At 64.9% G+C, this 15,865-nt stretch carries 15 protein-coding genes; 7 read left to right on the plus strand and 8 right to left on the minus strand.

Annotated features, from left to right (window positions below):
* Positions 1–179: 179 nt before the first annotated feature.
* Both GDN70_RS00690 and GDN70_RS00695 read right to left on the minus strand, forming a co-directional pair.
* Positions 180–1,121, minus strand: coding sequence for an amino acid ABC transporter substrate-binding protein (locus tag GDN70_RS00690; protein WP_152102038.1), 942 nt, complete (start codon positions 1,119–1,121; stop codon positions 180–182).
* A gap of 9 nt (positions 1,122–1,130) precedes the next feature.
* Complete coding sequence (locus GDN70_RS00695) at positions 1,131–2,429, minus strand: dicarboxylate/amino acid:cation symporter (protein ID WP_028143825.1); 1,299 nt, start codon at positions 2,427–2,429, stop codon at positions 1,131–1,133.
* A gap of 212 nt (positions 2,430–2,641) precedes the next feature.
* On the opposite strand from GDN70_RS00695, the gene GDN70_RS00700 reads away from it, so the two are divergent.
* The 5 genes from GDN70_RS00700 to GDN70_RS00720 all read left to right on the plus strand — a co-directional run bounded on the left by GDN70_RS00700 (position 2,642) and on the right by GDN70_RS00720 (position 7,907).
* On the plus strand, positions 2,642–3,643 hold the full coding sequence (locus GDN70_RS00700) for an NADP-dependent oxidoreductase (RefSeq protein WP_152102039.1): 1,002 nt from the start codon (positions 2,642–2,644) through the stop codon (positions 3,641–3,643).
* 144 nt (positions 3,644–3,787) lie between these two features.
* On the plus strand, positions 3,788–4,633 hold the full coding sequence (locus GDN70_RS00705) for a cysteine rich repeat-containing protein (RefSeq protein ID WP_152102040.1): 846 nt from the start codon (positions 3,788–3,790) through the stop codon (positions 4,631–4,633).
* Positions 4,634–4,752: 119 nt separating this feature from the next.
* Positions 4,753–4,968: a hypothetical protein gene (locus GDN70_RS00710; protein ID WP_028143828.1), complete on the plus strand. Its 216-nt coding sequence runs from the start codon at positions 4,753–4,755 to the stop codon at positions 4,966–4,968.
* A 189-nt stretch (positions 4,969–5,157) separates the two neighbouring features.
* Positions 5,158–6,297 carry an FAD-dependent monooxygenase gene (locus GDN70_RS00715; RefSeq protein ID WP_028143829.1) on the plus strand — a complete coding sequence of 380 codons (1,140 nt, stop codon included), beginning with the start codon at positions 5,158–5,160 and terminating at the stop codon, positions 6,295–6,297.
* Entirely contained in the window at positions 6,294–7,907 is a 1,614-nt protein-coding gene (locus GDN70_RS00720) for a benzoate-CoA ligase family protein (protein ID WP_152102041.1), read from the plus strand. Before GDN70_RS00715 ends, GDN70_RS00720 begins: the two co-directional genes overlap by 4 nt.
* A 196-nt stretch (positions 7,908–8,103) precedes the next feature.
* On the opposite strand, the gene GDN70_RS00725 is transcribed toward GDN70_RS00720, so the two are convergent.
* Entirely contained in the window at positions 8,104–8,616 is a 513-nt protein-coding gene (locus tag GDN70_RS00725; RefSeq protein WP_028143831.1) for a MarR family winged helix-turn-helix transcriptional regulator, read from the minus strand.
* Positions 8,606–9,238, minus strand: a complete 633-nt coding sequence (gene maiA, locus GDN70_RS00730) for a maleylacetoacetate isomerase (RefSeq protein WP_038947404.1) — start codon at positions 9,236–9,238, stop codon at positions 8,606–8,608. Before maiA ends, GDN70_RS00725 begins: the two co-directional genes overlap by 11 nt.
* 207 nt (positions 9,239–9,445) lie before the next feature.
* On the opposite strand from maiA, the gene gtdA reads away from it, so the two are divergent.
* Positions 9,446–10,486 carry a gentisate 1,2-dioxygenase gene (gene gtdA / locus GDN70_RS00735; RefSeq protein WP_038947403.1) on the plus strand — a complete coding sequence of 347 codons (1,041 nt, stop codon included), beginning with the start codon at positions 9,446–9,448 and terminating at the stop codon, positions 10,484–10,486.
* 208 nt (positions 10,487–10,694) lie between these two features.
* On the opposite strand, the gene GDN70_RS00740 is transcribed toward gtdA, so the two are convergent.
* The 4 genes from GDN70_RS00740 to GDN70_RS00755 all read right to left on the minus strand — a co-directional run bounded on the left by GDN70_RS00740 (position 10,695) and on the right by GDN70_RS00755 (position 14,843).
* Positions 10,695–11,516 (minus strand): ABC transporter permease, encoded by an 822-nt coding sequence (locus tag GDN70_RS00740; RefSeq protein ID WP_028143834.1) that lies wholly within the window; start codon positions 11,514–11,516, stop codon positions 10,695–10,697.
* Positions 11,509–12,282, minus strand: a complete 774-nt coding sequence (locus tag GDN70_RS00745; RefSeq protein WP_038947402.1) for an ABC transporter ATP-binding protein — start codon at positions 12,280–12,282, stop codon at positions 11,509–11,511. Before GDN70_RS00745 ends, GDN70_RS00740 begins: the two co-directional genes overlap by 8 nt.
* A 154-nt stretch (positions 12,283–12,436) precedes the next feature.
* A complete protein-coding gene (locus tag GDN70_RS00750; RefSeq protein ID WP_028143836.1) occupies positions 12,437–13,441 on the minus strand; it encodes an ABC transporter substrate-binding protein in 1,005 nt (334 codons plus the stop codon).
* Positions 13,442–13,475: 34 nt separating this feature from the next.
* On the minus strand, positions 13,476–14,843 hold the full coding sequence (locus GDN70_RS00755) for an FAD-dependent oxidoreductase (protein WP_028143837.1): 1,368 nt from the start codon (positions 14,841–14,843) through the stop codon (positions 13,476–13,478).
* Positions 14,844–14,952: 109 nt separating this feature from the next.
* On the opposite strand from GDN70_RS00755, the gene GDN70_RS00760 reads away from it, so the two are divergent.
* The gene (locus GDN70_RS00760; protein ID WP_038947399.1) at positions 14,953–15,837 is read left to right on the plus strand and encodes a LysR family transcriptional regulator; all 885 of its coding nucleotides are present in this window, start codon (positions 14,953–14,955) and stop codon (positions 15,835–15,837) included.
* Positions 15,838–15,865: the final 28 nt, after the last annotated feature.

A 15,865-nucleotide genomic window follows, 5' to 3' on the forward strand; every position in this document is an offset into this window, starting at 1 on the left:
CCGCCACCCCCAGCGCAACGGCAAGGCCGTTGCGCTGGGGGTGGCAGCTTCTTCAGCGGCCCTCGAAGGGCGACGGCCCGGCTGCCAGCTCGGCCGTTCATCCTTCGAGGCCTGCTCGGCGGTGCGCTTGCACCGCCGAGCGCGCGCCTCAGGATGACGGAGAGAGAGCGAACCGCCGTCTAATTATTCGCGCTCGCTGAATCGTCCATCGCCTTGAACGCCTCTTCCAGCTGCAGCGAGATCGGCACGTTCAGACGTTCGCCGGTGGGAAGCCTTGCGGTGAACCATTTGTTGTAGAGCGGGACGAGGTCGCGGTTGGAGCCGAGCTTGCGGAAGGCGCGCTCGACCACGGCCGATAGCTGCGGCTCGCCCTTCCTGAACATGATGCCGTAGGGGTCGTAGGACAGATAATCGCCGATGACGCGGAACTTGTCCTGCGCCTTGTGGCGCGCGATCAGGCCGAAGAGCAGGATGTCGTCGGTTGCGAAGGCATCGGCCTTGCCATCGGCGAGCATCTGGTAGGATTGCTCGTGATCGGCGCCGACGGGCATGTTCAATCCCAACGAAAATTTCTTGTCCGCGGCCTGGATCGCCTGCTCGTTGGTGGTGCCCTTCGTCACCACGATGGTCTTGCCCTTCAGATCGGTGAGCGACTGGGCGCTGGATGTCTTCGGCACCATCAGCTTGGTCCCGGCGACGAACATCAGCGGCGAGAAGGCGACGCGCTTGCCGCGCTCGGCATTGGCCGTGGTCGAGCCGCATTCCAGGTCGATCTTGTTCTGCAGCACGGCGTCGATGCGGTCGTCCGAGGTGACCTTGACGTAGTCGATTCTGAGATTGGGATCGTCGACCTCAACGCCGATCTCCTCGACGATGGCCTCGCAGAGTTCGAGGCTGTAGCCGATTGGACGGCCTGACTGGTCGAGGAACGAGAACGGCGGCGAGCTCTCGCGATAGCCGAGCCGCACGGTGTGCGCCGTCTTGATGGCTGACAGCGTCGGGCTGAGCCCTTCGCCGCCGGTCTGCGCGGATGCCGAGGTCGCGAACAAGGAGGTCGCGAGCAACGATGCCGCGAGCAACAAGCCGCTTGAGGTCAGTGACCTCGCCAGTGTCTGGCCCATGGTTCGCTCCTATCCATGGCCGGCCATCGCGGGCACTTCGCCCGGCACCATGTCCTCAGGCACGACGTCGCCGGGTCCGAGCTCGTGCTCGGGCCCGAGCTCGCCTTCCCATTTGGCCACGACCGAGGTCGCGAGCGTGTTGCCGATCACGTTGGTGGCGCTGCGACCCATGTCGAGGAAGGTGTCGATGCCCATGATCATCAACAGGCCCGCTTCGGGGATGTTGAACTGCGCCAGCGTCGAGGCGATCACCACGAGCGAGGCGCGCGGCACGCCGGCGACGCCTTTCGAGGTGATCATCAGCGTCGCCAGCATCGCAAGCTGGGTGCCGAGCGGCATGTCGATGTGATAGCTCTGCGCGATGAAGACGGCCGCGAAGGTGCAGTACATCATCGTGCCGTCGAGATTGAAGGAATAGCCGAGCGGCAGCACGAAGCTCGAGATCCGCGACGACGCGCCGAAGCGGTTGAGCGCCTCGAGCGTCTTTGGATAGGCCGCCTCCGAGCTCGCGGTCGAGAAAGCGATCATCAGCGGCTCACGGACCAGCTTCAACAGATGGCTGTAGCGCGGGCCGATCACGATGAAGCCGACGATGACCAGGATGGTCCACAGGATCGCCAGCGAGAGATAGAAGCCGCCCATGAACACGACGAGCTTCCAGAGCACCGCGAGGCCGTTCTTGGCGACGGTTGCGGTGATCGCGGCCCACACCGCGAGCGGCGCGAACAGCATCACGTAGCTCGTGACCTTGAGCATGATGTGGCCGACGTCGTCGATCATCGCGAGGATCGGCTTCGAACGTTCGGGCATGGAGCCCATCGCCACCGAGAAGAACACCGCGAAGATCACGATCTGCAGGATCTCGTTCTGCGCCATAGCGTCCGCGATCGAGGTCGGGATCAGATGGGTCAGGAATTTCTCGATCGAGAATGCCGACACCGGCAGGCCGGTCGATTGCCCCGCCTGGGGCAGCGTGCCCGGGAAGTTCGCACCGGGCTGCAGCAGGTTCACCATCACGAGGCCGAGCAGCAGCGAGACGAAGGAGGCGCTGATGAACCAGCCCATGGTCTTGGCGAAGATGCGGCCGAGCTTGGAGCCCGAGCCCATATGGGCGATGCCGCCGACCAGGGTCGCGAACACCAGCGGCGCGATGATCATCTTGATCAGGCGCAGGAACATCATGGCGATCAGGTTGATGGAGGACGCCCAGTCGGCGCGCGTGTCGGGCAGGAAGTTGTAGATTGCCGACCCCATGATGATGCCGAGCACCATCGCGGCCAGAATGTATTGCGTAAACCTGTTCGACATCGCTTACCCCCACGTACACCGGCGCTTCATGATGTCGCAGTTATCACAACGACGCAACACGCTTTGCGTGTGATCGCGTTTTCAGGATGTTCCCGTTGTGAAATGGAACGCCGCGATCTAGCCTTCATGCAGCGCACAACGCATGCGGCCTGCACGTTTTGTTTGCGGCGGTTGCATCAATAATCGTCAAGACAATCAAAGAGGGAAACGCCATGAGCGGCAACATCAATCACCAGATTCTGCTGGTCGAAAAACCCAGCGGCAAGCTCGGCCCCGAACATTTCAGGATGGTGGAGAGCACGGTGCCGGAGCCGAAGGACGGCGAGGTCCTGCTGCGCGTGCGATACATTTCGCTCGACGCCGCCAACCGCGCCTGGATGCACGGCGCGACCTATCGCTCCGCCGTCGAAGCGAACAGCGTGATGGCTGGCGGTGCCATTGCCGAGGTCGTCAGCTCGAAGGCCGATGGGCTTGCGGCGGGCGACATCGTGTTCGGTGACACCGGCTGGCAGGAATTTGCCGCGGTGCCGGCAAAGCATCTCACCAAGATGCCGAAGCTCGAGCCGATGACGCACCTGCTCAGCGTGTTCGGCATCGCCGGCCTCACCGCCTATTTCGGCCTGCTGGAGATCGGCAAGCCCAGAGAGGGCGAGACCGTCGTGGTCTCCGCGGCCGCGGGCTCGGTCGGCTCGATCGTCGGACAGATCGCCAAGATCAAAGGATGCCGCGTGATCGGCATCGCCGGCGGCGCGGACAAGTGCAGCTGGCTGACCTCCGAGCTCGGCTTCGATGCCGCCGTGGACTACAAGGACGGCGCGGTCTTCAAGGCGCTGCGCGCAGCTGCACCCAAGGGCATCGACGTCTATTTCGACAATGTCGGCGGCGACATTCTGGAAGCCTGCCTGCCGCAGATGAACAATTACGGCCGCATCGCCTGCTGCGGCGCGATCTCGCAATATGACGGTGCGCCCTCCGCGCACGGCCCGCGCGGCGTGCCCGGGCTGATCGTGGTGAAGCGGCTGGTCATGCAGGGCTTCATCGTGATGGATTACATGAAGGAGAGCCCGCGCGCGCTCGCAGAGCTCCAGGGCTGGGTCAAATCCGGCAAGCTGAAGGTGCAGGAGGACATCATCGATGGCCTCAAGAACACGCCGAAGGCGCTGATCGGATTGCTTGCGGGCGAGAACCGCGGGAAGCGCATGGTCAGGCTCTGACGGCGCAATTGCACCGGCATAATTGACTTGCGGGTGACGTCAAAGCGGCGAATGATGCTGCTTGCGAGGCGTCACTCGCGAAGATTGCGATTACATCACATTTTGAAAGTCGTCGGCGTGACCGACGGGGCAGGAAATCACCAGATGTTCAACACGTTGAAACAGGCATCGACGCGCAAGGCGTTGCTGGCGGCCGCGCTCTTCGCAACTGCAACAGGCGCGTTCGCGCAAGCACCGACCGAAGCTCAGAAGAACGCCATCCGCTCCGCATGCCGTTCGGATTTCATGGCGCATTGCTCGAGCGTGACGCCCGGCGGCGTGGAAGCGTATCAATGCCTGGCGAAGAACATGTCCAGCCTGTCGGCGGGATGCCAGACCGCGGTTCGCGCTGTCGAACCGGCGAAAACCGAAGCTGCCCCCGCCGCGCCGAAGAGCGAGGCCGCGCCCAAGGCGGAAACGGCGCCAGGCGCACCGAAGGCAGATGCCGCCCCCGCGGCAAAGCCGGCTGCCGCACCCGCGCAGAAGGCCGCGGCCGCCAAGCAGCCGAGCAGCGCGCAGGTTGCGGCGGTCAAGAGCGCGTGCCGCGCCGACTATCCCAAGGTGTGCGCCAGCGTGCCGCCGGGCGGCGCGGCAGCGCTCGAATGCCTTGAAAAGAACAAGGCCAGAGTTTCACCGGCCTGCGAGAAGGCCGTGAGCGCCGCAGCCGGCGGTGGCGCGGCCGCAACGGCGGCGCCCGCGGGTGCGGCTCCCGCAGCAGCAGCCCCCGCGGCGGGAGCCGCGCCGGCGGCACCGCCAGCCGTGATCGTGTTGCGTCCCTTGCTGCCGCGCGAAGAGCTGTTCATCGCGCGCTCGGCCTGCGGCGCCGACATCCGCACGCTCTGCGCCGGCGTCGCGCCCGGAGGCGGCCGCATCATTCAATGCATTTCCAACAGGGCTGCCTCGCTGTCGCCGGCGTGCAAGGACGTGCTCGCCCCATTCGCGGCGAGGTAACACGGCGCAGGCGCCAAAGCCGCAACGACGAACGGCGTGCGCATGAATTTCCGCACGCCTGCAACGACAGATCTTTTGCAGATATCCGATTTCGATCACGGCAAGACCGGGAGGACAACATGCGTTCATTGCTGCTCGTTGCTTCTGCGCTCCTCGCCTTCGGAGCGACGATGACGTTCGAGGCCACCGACGCCAATGCGGTGGTCTGCGCCCGCGGGGTCTATCGCGCCGGCTGCGCCGGGCCGAACGCGGCCGTCGTGGTCCGCAAGCCGGTTCCAGCCGTGCGCTGTACCCGGGTGCTGGTGAACGGGGTCTACGTGAAGCGCTGCGTCTGACGGTGCGGATGGCCAAGCCGGCGCGGTTTGGCTATGATTCGGACCTGAGGTTTCGGACACGCGTAAAACGTGTGGCCGAAGTGCGCTTTGGCGCGCCTGCGCTGGCCGATAATTCCGCTGGCGCGGGACGCCGGAGCACATTAGTCTACCCCTAGATAGTAAGTATACTGTCAATTAGGGAGGCAGACGTTGCGGATCGCCGTGATTGGCGGAGGGCCCGGTGGGCTCTACTTCGCCTATCTCTGGAAGAAGCGTCACCCCGAGGATCAAGTCGACCTGTTCGAACAGAACCCGGCCGACGCGACCTGGGGCTTTGGCGTCGTGTTCTCGGACCAGGCGCTGGAATTTCTGCGTGCCGACGACCCCGAGACGGTCGATGCGATCGCGCCGCACATGGAGAGCTGGCAGAACATCACGCTGAACCTCGGCAGCGACAGCGTCGCCATCGACGGGGTCGGCTTCTCCTCGATCGGGCGGCTCGAGCTGCTGCGGTTCCTGCAGCAGCGCGCGCTCGACGCTGGCGTCACCCCGCGCTTCGACACGCAGATAAATGCGATCGACCAGCTCAACGGCCACGATCTGATCGTCGCCGCCGACGGTTTGAACTCGCAGGTGCGCCGCGCCTTCGAGGGAGATTTCGGCACCTCGCTGTCCTACTCCTCCAACAAGTTCGTCTGGTACGGCACCTCGAAGCGCTTCGACACGCTGTCGCAGACCTTCGTGAAGACCGATCGCGGTGCCTTCAACGCCCATCACTACCGCTACTCGCCCGCCATGAGCACCTTCCTGGTCGAATGCGACCACGCAACATGGCAGGCCTATGGCTTCGCCTACAAGGACGTCGAGCAGTCCAAGGGCGTCTGCGAAGAGGTGTTCGCGGACACGCTTGGCGGCCATTGCCTCGTCTCCAACAAATCGGTCTGGCGCAACTTTCCCTGGGTCTGGAACGAGCACTGGTCGTTCAAGAACATGGTGCTGATCGGCGACGCCCTGCATTCGGCGCACTTCTCGATCGGCTCGGGCACACGGCTCGCAATCGAGGACGCCATCGCGCTGGTCAAGGCGCTGGAATCGGATGCGCATCTTGCAACCGCGCTGCACCGGTACCAGGCCGCGCGAAAACCGGTGGTACAAAAGCTCGTCAACGCGGCGCGCACCAGCGCCTTCTGGTACGAGCATTTTGCCCAGCACATGCAGCAGGGTCTGATGGACTTCGCCTACAGCTACATCACCCGCTCCGGCCGCATCGACGATGCACGCCTGCGCCACATGTCGCCGGGCTTCATGGCGCGTTACGAGGCTGCCAAGAACGGCGGGGACGAGGCATGAGCAACGAGATCTTCGACCAGGTTCCCGCCGATAGCGAGGGGGCGCGCGAGATCAGCTTTGCCGTTCCTGAAATCTACAACGCCAGCCGCGTGCTGTTCGACAATCTCGCCAAGGGCCGTGGCGACAGGGTCGCGCTCATGGGTCCGGCAGGCACGCGGACTTACGCCGAGCTCTGCGACGAGACTTGCCGCTGGGGCAACGGCTTTGCATCGCTCGGCCTGAAGCGCGGCGACCGCGTGCTGCTGTTTCTCGACGACACCCCGGCCTACCCGGCCGCGTTCTTCGGCGCGGTGCGGGCCGGTTTCGTGCCGCTCCTGATCAACACGCTGACGCCGCCGGATTTGCTGCAATTCTACCTCGCCGATTCCGGCGCCAGCGTTGCGGTGGCGGACGCCGAACTCGCGCCACGCTTCAATGCCGAGGCCTGCAAGGACACGCGCCTGTGCACGCTGATTGTCGCCAATGGCGAGGCGGGCGATCACGCCGCGCCGAGCGCGCTCGCGGCGACGGACTGGCTCAGGCAATTCCCGGCCGAGCTGGCGGAAGCGGAGACGCATCGCAACGAGATGGCGTTCTGGATGTATTCGTCCGGCTCGACCGGCCGGCCCAAGGGCATCGTGCATCTCCAGCACGACATGTCCTATAGCGAGCTCGCCTTTGCGCAGAACGTGCTGAAGCTGACGCCCGACGACATCTGCTTCTCGGTGCCAAAGATCTTCTTCGCCTATGGCTTCGGCAATTCCGTCACCTTCCCGTTCTCGGCGGGCGCGGCAACGCTGCTGCTGCCGGGCCAGCCGAAGCCGGCCACGATCTTCGCGGCGATCGAGCAGCACAAGCCGACGGTCTTCTTCGGCCTGCCGACGCTCTACACGTCCCTGACCAAGGCCGAGGGCGCGCAACAGACCAACTTCTCGTCGCTGCGCATGTCGCTCTCCGCGGCCGAGGTGCTGTCGGCCGAGGTCTTCAACGGCTGGAAGACGCTCACGGGCCTGGAGATCGTCGAAGGGCTCGGCTCGACCGAGGTGCTGCACATCTATCTCTCCAACAGGCCCGAGCAGAAGAAGTTAGGGGCCGCAGGCCTGCGCGTGCCCGGCTACGAGGTCGCGCTGCGCGACAAGGACGGACGCGATGTCGCCGACAACGAGGAAGGTATCTTGTGGGTGCGCGGCGATTCCAACACGCCGCTGTACTGGAACCGGCCGGACAAATCCGCGGAGACGATTCGGCAGGGCGGCTGGATCTACACCGGCGACCGCTTCGTGCGCGATGCCGACGGCTTCCACTTCTTCCGCGGCCGCGCCGACGATCTCATCAAGATCTCGGGACAGTGGGTCTACCCGCTCGAGGTCGAGCTGTGCCTCGCCGACCATCCCGATATCCGCGAATGCGCGGTGTTCGCCGCCGAACTGCCGGACCGGCGCATGACGCTGAAGGCGGTGGTGGTGATGAACAGCCGCACGGACGACCGGGGTGACGCGACGCGGCGGCTGCAGGATTACGTCAAGGGCAAGCTGCTTCCTTACAAATATCCGCGCGAGGTGATCTTCACCGACGAGCTGCCGAAGACCGGCACGGGGAAGATCGATCGGCAGGCGTTGCTGCGGATGTGAAGACGAGACGTCGCCACACCACAGGTGTCGTCCCCGCGCAGGCGGGGACCCATAACCACAGGGAGTGGTTTGGTGCGCGACTGGTAACCGCGAGTCTTCGCCAAATTTCTCCCTGGGGTTATGGGTCCCGGGCTCGCGCTACGCGCGCCCCGGGACGACAGCGGGGATGAGGCGTGAGTATCGCCTCACACCACCCTCACCCCGCCTTCCCCAGATGCTCCAGCGCATCCTCGGCACGCAGCGGCACGCGTGAGGCCTCGTTGTTGAGATCGACGAGCTGCACCAGGAGCCCCATCAGCGTCTTGCGATCGGCGGGCTTCAGCGGCTCCAGCATCCTCGCCTGGGCGCGCTCGACGGCGGGAATGATCTCGCGCAGGATCGCGGCGCCGGATTTGGTTAGATAGAGCAGCTTGATCCGCTTGTCCTCAGGGGCCGGCTTGCGCTCGACATAGTCCTTGGCCTGCAGCCGCTCGATCACGCTGCCGAGCGTGGAGCGGTCGAAGGCGATCACCGCCGACAGCCGCGTCGCGTCGATGCCGGGATGGGTGTGGATCGCGATCAGCGCCGCATATTGCACCGGGGTCAGGTCGAACGTCTTGCACTCCTCCATGAAGATCGAGACCGCGATCTGCTGCATGCGCCGGAACAGATAGCCCGGCGCGGCATAAACCGCGTCGATCGTGATCGGAGGAGGAGGCTTACTCGGCATCGGGCTGCTTCTCCGGCGCAGCGTTGGCAAACGCGGCGAGCGCCTTTGCGGCCGCCTCTGCCGCGAGCAGACGCGGATAGGCCGACACGTCGACCCCGAAACGGCGGGCATTGGCGAGCTGCGGCACCAGGCAGAGATCGGCGAGCGTCGGCGCATCGCCGAAGCAGAACGGGCCGGGCTCGTCCTTGATCAGAGCCTCGCAAGCCGACAGCCCTTCGCGGTTGACCCAGGCCGCCCAGTCCTGGACCTTCTCCTCGGGCAGGCCGAGCTCGCGCAGCCGCGCCAGCACTTTCAGGTTCTGCACCGGATGGGTGTCGCAGGCGATCGCCATTGCGAACGCCCTCACCTTGGCGCGCCGCAGCGGATCCTTCGGCAGCAGCGGCGGGTTGGGATGGGTCTCGTCGAGCCATTCGATGATGGCGACCGATTGCGTCAGCACCGCGCCGCCATCGTTCTCCAGCGCCGGCACCAGGCCCTGCGGGTTGATGGCAAGATAGGCGGGCGCGCATTGCTCGCCCTTGCGCAAATGATGCGGCAGGTGCTCGGCACCGAGGCCCTTCAGGTTCAGCGCGATCCGCACCCGATAGGCGGCGCTGGAGCGGAAATAGCCGTGCAGCTTCATGGAGACCTCCCTGTTAGTTTTTCTCCGTCATTCCGGGGCTCGCGAAGCGAGCGCCCGGAATCCATACTCCCGATCGGGGTTATGGATTCCGGGCTCGACGCTGGCGCGTCGCCCCGGAATGACGAGGACCTTGTATGTCGTCCGCCACATTGACGCTACCTAGATCGTCAGTATACTGTCAATCAACAAAACGACGGGAGCGCCACCATGGAAGCGGTGACCAAGACGCCGGAACGCGAGGCGTTCTACAAGAAGATCGACGGCGAGAATCTCACCGCGCTTTGGACGGTGATGAGCGACCTGATCACGCCGGAGCCGAAGAGCGCCTGCCGGCCGCACCTCTGGAAATTCGAAATCATCCGCGACTACATGACGGAGGCCGGCAAGCTGATCACCGCCAAGGAAGCCGAGCGGCGCGTGCTGGTGCTGGAGAACCCCGGCCTGCGCGGCCAGTCCAAGATCACGACCTCGCTCTATGCCGGCGTGCAGATGGTGGTGCCCGGCGACGTCGCGCCGGCGCACCGGCACAGCCAGTCGGCGCTGCGCTTCGTGCTCGAAGGCAAGGGCGCCCATACCGCCGTCGACGGCGAGCGCACTGCGATGGAGCCCGGCGATTTCATCATCACGCCGTCGATGACCTGGCACGATCATTCCAACGAGACCGATCAGCCGATGTTCTGGCTGGATGGCCTCGACATTCCGCTGGTGCAGTTCTTCGATTGCTCCTTTGCGGAAGGCTCCAAGGAAGATCAGCAGAGGATCACAAAGCCGGCCGGCGACAGCTTTGCCCGCTACGGCCACAACCTGCTGCCGGTCGACGTCAAGCGGAGCTCGAAGACCTCGCCGATCTTCAGTTATCCCTACGCCTACACGCGCGAGGCGCTGGAGAAAGCCAGAACGAGCCAGGAGTGGGACGCCTGCCACGGCCTCAAGCTGAAGTTCAGCAACCCCGAGACCGGCGATTTCGCGATGCCGACCATCGGCACCTTCATCCAGCTGCTGCCAAAGGGTTTCAAGACCGCGCGCTACCGGTCGACCGATGCGACCGTGTTCTGCCCGATCGAAGGCCGCGGCCGCAGCCGGATCGGCGATGCCGTCTTCGAATGGGGCCCGCGCGATCTGTTCGTGGTGCCGAGCTGGCAATGGGTCACCCACGAGGCGGAGGACGATGCCGTGCTGTTCAGCTTCTCGGATCGTCCCGTGCAGCAGAAGCTGGATTTGTTTCGCGAGGATCGCGGGAATGCGTGAGGCCACGCTGCCGGACAAATACTCAACTGTCGTCCCGGCGAACGCCGGGACCCATAACCACAGGGAGTAGTTTGGCGAAGACTTGCAGTTATCCAGCCGGTACGAAGACCGCCCACACTCGATAGATCACGCGGTATGGGTCCCGGCGTTCGCCGGGACGACGGCGGAGGTTGTGGCTCATCTGCGCCCCGCATCATTGCGGCTGCAGCTACCGCCAGTGCAGCAGCCTTATCTCCAGCCAGCCGATCACCTTCCCCACCGCCAGCCCGAACACCGACAGGATCACCACGCCCGCGAGCAGCTGATCGGTCTGCATCAGATTGCCGGCCTGGAGCACGAAGGCGCCGATGCCGTATTGGGCGCCGATCATCTCGGCACTGACGACGAGCAACAACGCCACTGACGCCGTGATCCGGAAGCCGGCGAGGATCGCGGGCAGCGCGCCCGGCCAGACCACCTTGCGCACGATGGTGGCGAAGGGAACGTTGAAGCTCTGCGCCATGCGGATGAGGTTGCGCGGTACCGCATCGACGCCGCTATAGACCGAGATCGCGGTGGAGAAGAACACCCCCAGTGCAATGGTCGCGATCTTCGGCTCTTCGCCGATGCCGAGCCAGAGGATCAACAGCGGCAGCAGCGCGATCTTCGGGATCGGGAACAGCGCCGAGATGAAGGTGATGCCGACGCTGCGCGCGAGCCGCGACAGGCCGATGGCAAAGCCGACGGCGACGCCAGCCGCCGTCCCCAACAGCCAGCCGACGCCGATGCGCAGCAGCGATGCCGACAAATGCTGCCAGAGCGCGCCTGAGATCGCGAGCTGATAGATCGCGCGCGCGATCGCCGACGGCGCAGGCAGAAACAGGGGATTGACGAGGCCGGTGCTGCCCGCCGCCTGCCAGATCGCGATGACCAGTGCGAGAGCGATCCAGCCGCCGAAACGGCTCGACGCGGGCACGAAGCCGGCGCCACGAAAGCGGACGCGCCGCGTCGCGCTGTCCTTCGCAGTGTCAGTCGCCGCGCGATCAAGCATGCTGGACCTCGCGCTCGGCATCGATGGCTTCGTTGCGGATCAGCGACCAGATCTGGTTCTGCAGCGCCAGCAGTTTTTCGCGCGCCGCCGCTTCGCCGCGTTCAGTGCGCGTCATCGGCACGGTCACGACCTCGCGGATGCGGCCGGGCCGCCGTGACAACACCACGATGCGATCGGCCAGCCGCGCAGCCTCTTCGAGATTATGGGTGACATAGACCGCGCCCATGCCGCCATCGGCGAGCAGGCGGACGAAATCCTCCATCAGGAGTTCGCGGGTCTGCGAATCCAGCGCGGAGAGCGGCTCGTCCATCAAGAGGATCGCGGGCTTCACCGCGAGCGCGCGCGAGATGCCGACACGCTGGCGCATGCCGCCGGAGAGCTGCTTGGGATAGGTTTTGCGAAAATCAGTCAGCCCCGTGCGGCGCAAGGCATCCTCGACCAGCTCACGGCGCTGCGTGGCCGAGAGCTGAGTGTGCAGCAACGGGAATTCGACGTTCTCCTCCACGCTCGCCCAGGGCAGCAGCGCAAAATCCTGGAATACGAAGGTCAGCGGATTGAGGCTGTCCGCCGGCGGCGCGCCGCGCAGCTCGGGCTCGCCTGAGGTCGGCTGCAACAGCCCGCCGAGGATGGACAGCAGCGTGCTCTTGCCGCAGCCGGAGGGCCCGACGATCGCCACCACCTCCCCGGCGCTGACCGTGAAGGAGACGTCGTCGAGCACGGCGAGGTCGCCGAAGCGGTGGCTGATGTGGTTGGCGATCAGGTCCATCTCAAACTCCGCTCTTCAATCCGTCACCCTGAGGTGCTGGAGCGAAGCGGAGGCCTCGAAGGGCGACGGCCCCGCTGCATCCGGGCCGCGCATCCTTCGAGGCTCGCTTCGCGAGCACCTCAGGATGACGGGGAGAGAGTAGGACTCGCATCAATCAATCCGCCTTCACAAATTCCTTGGCGATGATCGCGTTGGCGTCGAAGCCCTTGTCGGCAAAGCCCTGCTCCTGCAGCCATTTGATCTGGTTGTCGACGTTCTTCACGTCGAGCTTGCCGTCGGGGTCGATATAGGCGCAATTGCCGACCACCTGCTCGACCGGGAGATTGGTGTACTTTGCGATGATCTCCAGCAGCGGCTTGGTCTTGTCGTTGATCGGGGCGACGCCGTCCTTCATCGAGGCGAGGATGACGTCGTGATATTCGCGGTCGGCCTTGGCGAGTGCGCCGAGCAGCTTCGTCACCAGCGCCTTGTTGGTCAGCGTCTTCGGCGAGGCGAACACGGCGCCCAGCTGCCACGGCGTCTCGTCGCCGACCCACCCTAAGAATTTCGCGCCGCCTTCGTCCGTGAGCTTTCGCGCGGTCGAGATCGGCAGCAGCGCCGCATCGACGGTCTCGCCCTTCAGCGCGGCAGCGGCGTTCGACAGCGATTGCAGCGGCACGATCTTCACCTCAGAGAGCTTGAAGCCGTATTTGTCGGCGAGCAGGCCGAGCGAATAATGAAAGCTCGATCCGACCTGCGTCATCGCCACGCGTTTGCCGGCGAGGTCCTTCGGCGTCTTCAATCCGGCCGCGTAGGCGTTGTTGCTGGCGAAATAGCCGATCAGGGGATAGCCGGCCTTTTCGCGGCTCATCCCGCCAATCACCTTCAGCACGCCCTTGCCGGCGAGATTGTAGAGACCGGCGGTGAAGGCGGTGATGCCGAAATCGACGTCGCCCGAGGTCGTCGCGACCGCGATCGGCTGGGCCGCGTCGAAGAATTTCAGCTCGACCTCGAGGCCGGCCTCGCGGAAATAGCCCTTGTCCTGCGCGATGAAGACCGGCGCGGAGGAGGACAGACGGAGCACGCCGATCCTGGCCTTCAGCGCGTCCTCGGCCCGCGCCGTGCCCATCGCCGTGATCGCCACCAGCCCCGCAAGCGCGAGCCGCATTATCCCGATCATCCCGTTTCCTCCGCCGTCGTTGTCTTGCAGTGCGTTACAGGCCTTCGGGCACCATCTGGTCCCGGCCGATGAAGGCGCCCTGTTGTTTCAACGTTTCCTGCAATTTTTCAATGGGGATATCACGGGGGATGCGGTTTCCGGACAGCGCCAGCGCGGCGGCGGAACCGGCCGCCTCGCCCATCACGAAACAGGCCCCCGACACCCGCGCCGCGGACTGGCCCTCATGGGTCATGGAGGCACAGCGGCCGGCGACCAGGAGGTTGTCGACGCCTTCAGGCACCAGCATGCGGTAGGGCAACTCGTTATAGCCGCGCGATTCCGGGATCGGCGGAAAAGTGAAGATCACGTCGCCGGGCACGTGGGCCTCGATCGGCCAGCCATTGACGCCGATCGAATCCTCGAAGGAGGCGCAGCCGAGCACGTCCTCGCCGCTGAGCTGGTAGCCGCCCTTGATGCGGCGGGTCTCGCGGATGCCGAGCTGCGGCGGCAAATCGACGATGTAGGATTTTTCAAAGCCCGGCACGGTGCTGCGCAGGAACTCGTAGGCGGCGAGCGCCTGCTTGCGGCCCTCGATCTCGCCGCGGGTTAGATCGTCAGGCTCGACGCCGTTGATGGCATGGCCGTCCTCGCGCGCCACTTGCGTGAAGTTCACCCGCCATTCGATGCCGGATTTCTGCGGCCGCACGATGGCGCTCTTGCGCGGAAATGTGTGGGTACCGGCGGCGAGCGCCTTCTCCATCAATTGCGGAATGGTGCGCCAGGCTTCGCCCGCCTTTGCGGGATCGATGCCGTTGAGGCGGAGCATCATCGAGGGGTACATCGGATGGCCATGCTCGTCACCGATCTCGAACGGCGCGCCGGCCCAGACGGCGAGATCACCGTCGCCGGAGCAATCGATGAAGATCTCTGATCGCACCGCCTGCCGCCCGGCCTTGGTCTCGACCATCAGCGCGTCGATGCGGCTGTCGTCACCCATCACGACGCCGGCGCCGAGCGCGTGGAAGAGGATGTGCACCTTGTGGCTCGCGAGCAACTGATCGGCCGCGATCTTGTAGGCCGCGGTGTCGTAGGCCTGCGCAAAGACCTTGTCGAGGATCAGATGCGGCGTGTTCAGGCCGTTGAGCCGATCGATCCGCGCCAGCAGCTCGGACGCCATGCCCTGCACGAGGCGATGGGCCTGGCCGTAGACATTGCCATGCAGACCGCAAAAATTTGTGACACCGGCAGCGGTGCCCATGCCGCCGAGAAAGCCATAGCGCTCGATCAGAAGCGTCTTTCGCCCCGCGCGCGCGGCTGAGGCCGCGGCAACGATGCCGGCCGGGCCGCCGCCAAGCACGACGACTTCATATTCGCCATAGAGCGGCACCTGTCGTGCCGGTTCTTCGATCGTCATGGCCCGCATGGCGCGTCCCTTCCCAGATTCTTGCTTGGGTTCGACTATGAATTAACGCGAGGCGGGCTACAATCTACCAAAATACGCGATCAGCTTTCGCGAATCGGGAAAGGTCGACATGGACATCCTGGTGAACCTGCAAGCCTTCCTGGCGACCGCCGACGCCGCCGGCTTCTCGGCCGCCGCGCGAAAGCTCGGTGTCTCGACCTCGGTGGTGGCAAAACGCGTCACGCAGCTGGAGGCGCGGATCGGCACGGCGCTGTTTCACCGCTCGACCCGGCAATTGCGACTGACCGAGGCCGGACAGCGCTATGTGCATCGCGCACGCGGCGTGGTGACCGATGCGACCGATCTGCTCTCACGCATGGGCGAGAAGGGCCACGACCTCGTCGATCATCTGCGCATCAAGGCTCCGACGTCGCTGACGGTGGCGCGGCTCGCGGATGCCTTCAGCGCATTCCAGACCCAGAACCCGAAGCTGAAGCTCGATATCATACTGATCGACCGCCCGGTCGATCCCGTCACCGAAGGTTTCGACATCGCCATCGGCGCTTTCCCGCATTCCTTCGGCGGCGTGGTCGACGAGCCGCTGTGCGCGCTGAGGCGGCTGCTCTGCGCCTCGCCCGCTTATTTGAAGAAACATGGCACGCCAAAACATCCGCGCGACCTCGTCGAGCATCGCTGCCTCAGCTTCATGCCGACCGGCCCGGAATGGATCTTCGACGGACCACGCGGCCGCATCAGCATCCAGGTCAGCCCGCTGCTCTCCACCAATGAGGGACACGTGCTGGCGCGCAGCGCGATCGCCGGCAACGGCATCGCGCTGATCTCGCATTATCTCGTCGCGGACGCCTTGCGCGACGGCACGCTCAAGCCGGTGCTGCGCGACTTTCCAATTCCGGAGCTGTGGGTGAAAGCCACGATCCCCGAGCGGCGGCGCAATGCCGCCGCGGTGCAGGCGCTGCTGACGCTGCTGAAAACGTCACTGGCGCCGTCGCTGTGAAGTGCAGTGCCGTAGCCCGCCAAAAGAC

It is taken from the genome of Bradyrhizobium sp. TM102 (genome assembly GCF_009176685.1).
In the GTDB taxonomy this organism is placed as follows: domain Bacteria; phylum Pseudomonadota; class Alphaproteobacteria; order Rhizobiales; family Xanthobacteraceae; genus Bradyrhizobium; species Bradyrhizobium ottawaense.

Bases quoted from the DNA above. Each gene is read 5' to 3' on its own strand.
- GDN70_RS00690 (WP_152102038.1), bottom strand. From the start codon at position 1,121: ATGGGCCAGACACTGGCGAGGTCACTGACCTCAAGCGGCTTGTTGCTC.
- GDN70_RS00695 (WP_028143825.1), bottom strand. From the start codon at position 2,429: ATGTCGAACAGGTTTACGCAATACATTCTGGCCGCGATGGTGCTCGGC.
- GDN70_RS00700 (WP_152102039.1), top strand. From the start codon at position 2,642: ATGAGCGGCAACATCAATCACCAGATTCTGCTGGTCGAAAAACCCAGC.
- GDN70_RS00705 (WP_152102040.1), top strand. From the start codon at position 3,788: ATGTTCAACACGTTGAAACAGGCATCGACGCGCAAGGCGTTGCTGGCG.
- GDN70_RS00710 (WP_028143828.1), top strand. From the start codon at position 4,753: ATGCGTTCATTGCTGCTCGTTGCTTCTGCGCTCCTCGCCTTCGGAGCG.
- GDN70_RS00720 (WP_152102041.1), top strand. From the start codon at position 6,294: ATGAGCAACGAGATCTTCGACCAGGTTCCCGCCGATAGCGAGGGGGCG.
- GDN70_RS00725 (WP_028143831.1), bottom strand. From the start codon at position 8,616: ATGCCGAGTAAGCCTCCTCCTCCGATCACGATCGACGCGGTTTATGCC.
- maiA (WP_038947404.1), bottom strand. From the start codon at position 9,238: ATGAAGCTGCACGGCTATTTCCGCTCCAGCGCCGCCTATCGGGTGCGG.
- gtdA (WP_038947403.1), top strand. From the start codon at position 9,446: ATGGAAGCGGTGACCAAGACGCCGGAACGCGAGGCGTTCTACAAGAAG.
- GDN70_RS00740 (WP_028143834.1), bottom strand. From the start codon at position 11,516: ATGCTTGATCGCGCGGCGACTGACACTGCGAAGGACAGCGCGACGCGG.
- GDN70_RS00745 (WP_038947402.1), bottom strand. From the start codon at position 12,282: ATGGACCTGATCGCCAACCACATCAGCCACCGCTTCGGCGACCTCGCC.
- GDN70_RS00750 (WP_028143836.1), bottom strand. From the start codon at position 13,441: ATGATCGGGATAATGCGGCTCGCGCTTGCGGGGCTGGTGGCGATCACG.
- GDN70_RS00755 (WP_028143837.1), bottom strand. From the start codon at position 14,843: ATGCGGGCCATGACGATCGAAGAACCGGCACGACAGGTGCCGCTCTAT.
- GDN70_RS00760 (WP_038947399.1), top strand. From the start codon at position 14,953: ATGGACATCCTGGTGAACCTGCAAGCCTTCCTGGCGACCGCCGACGCC.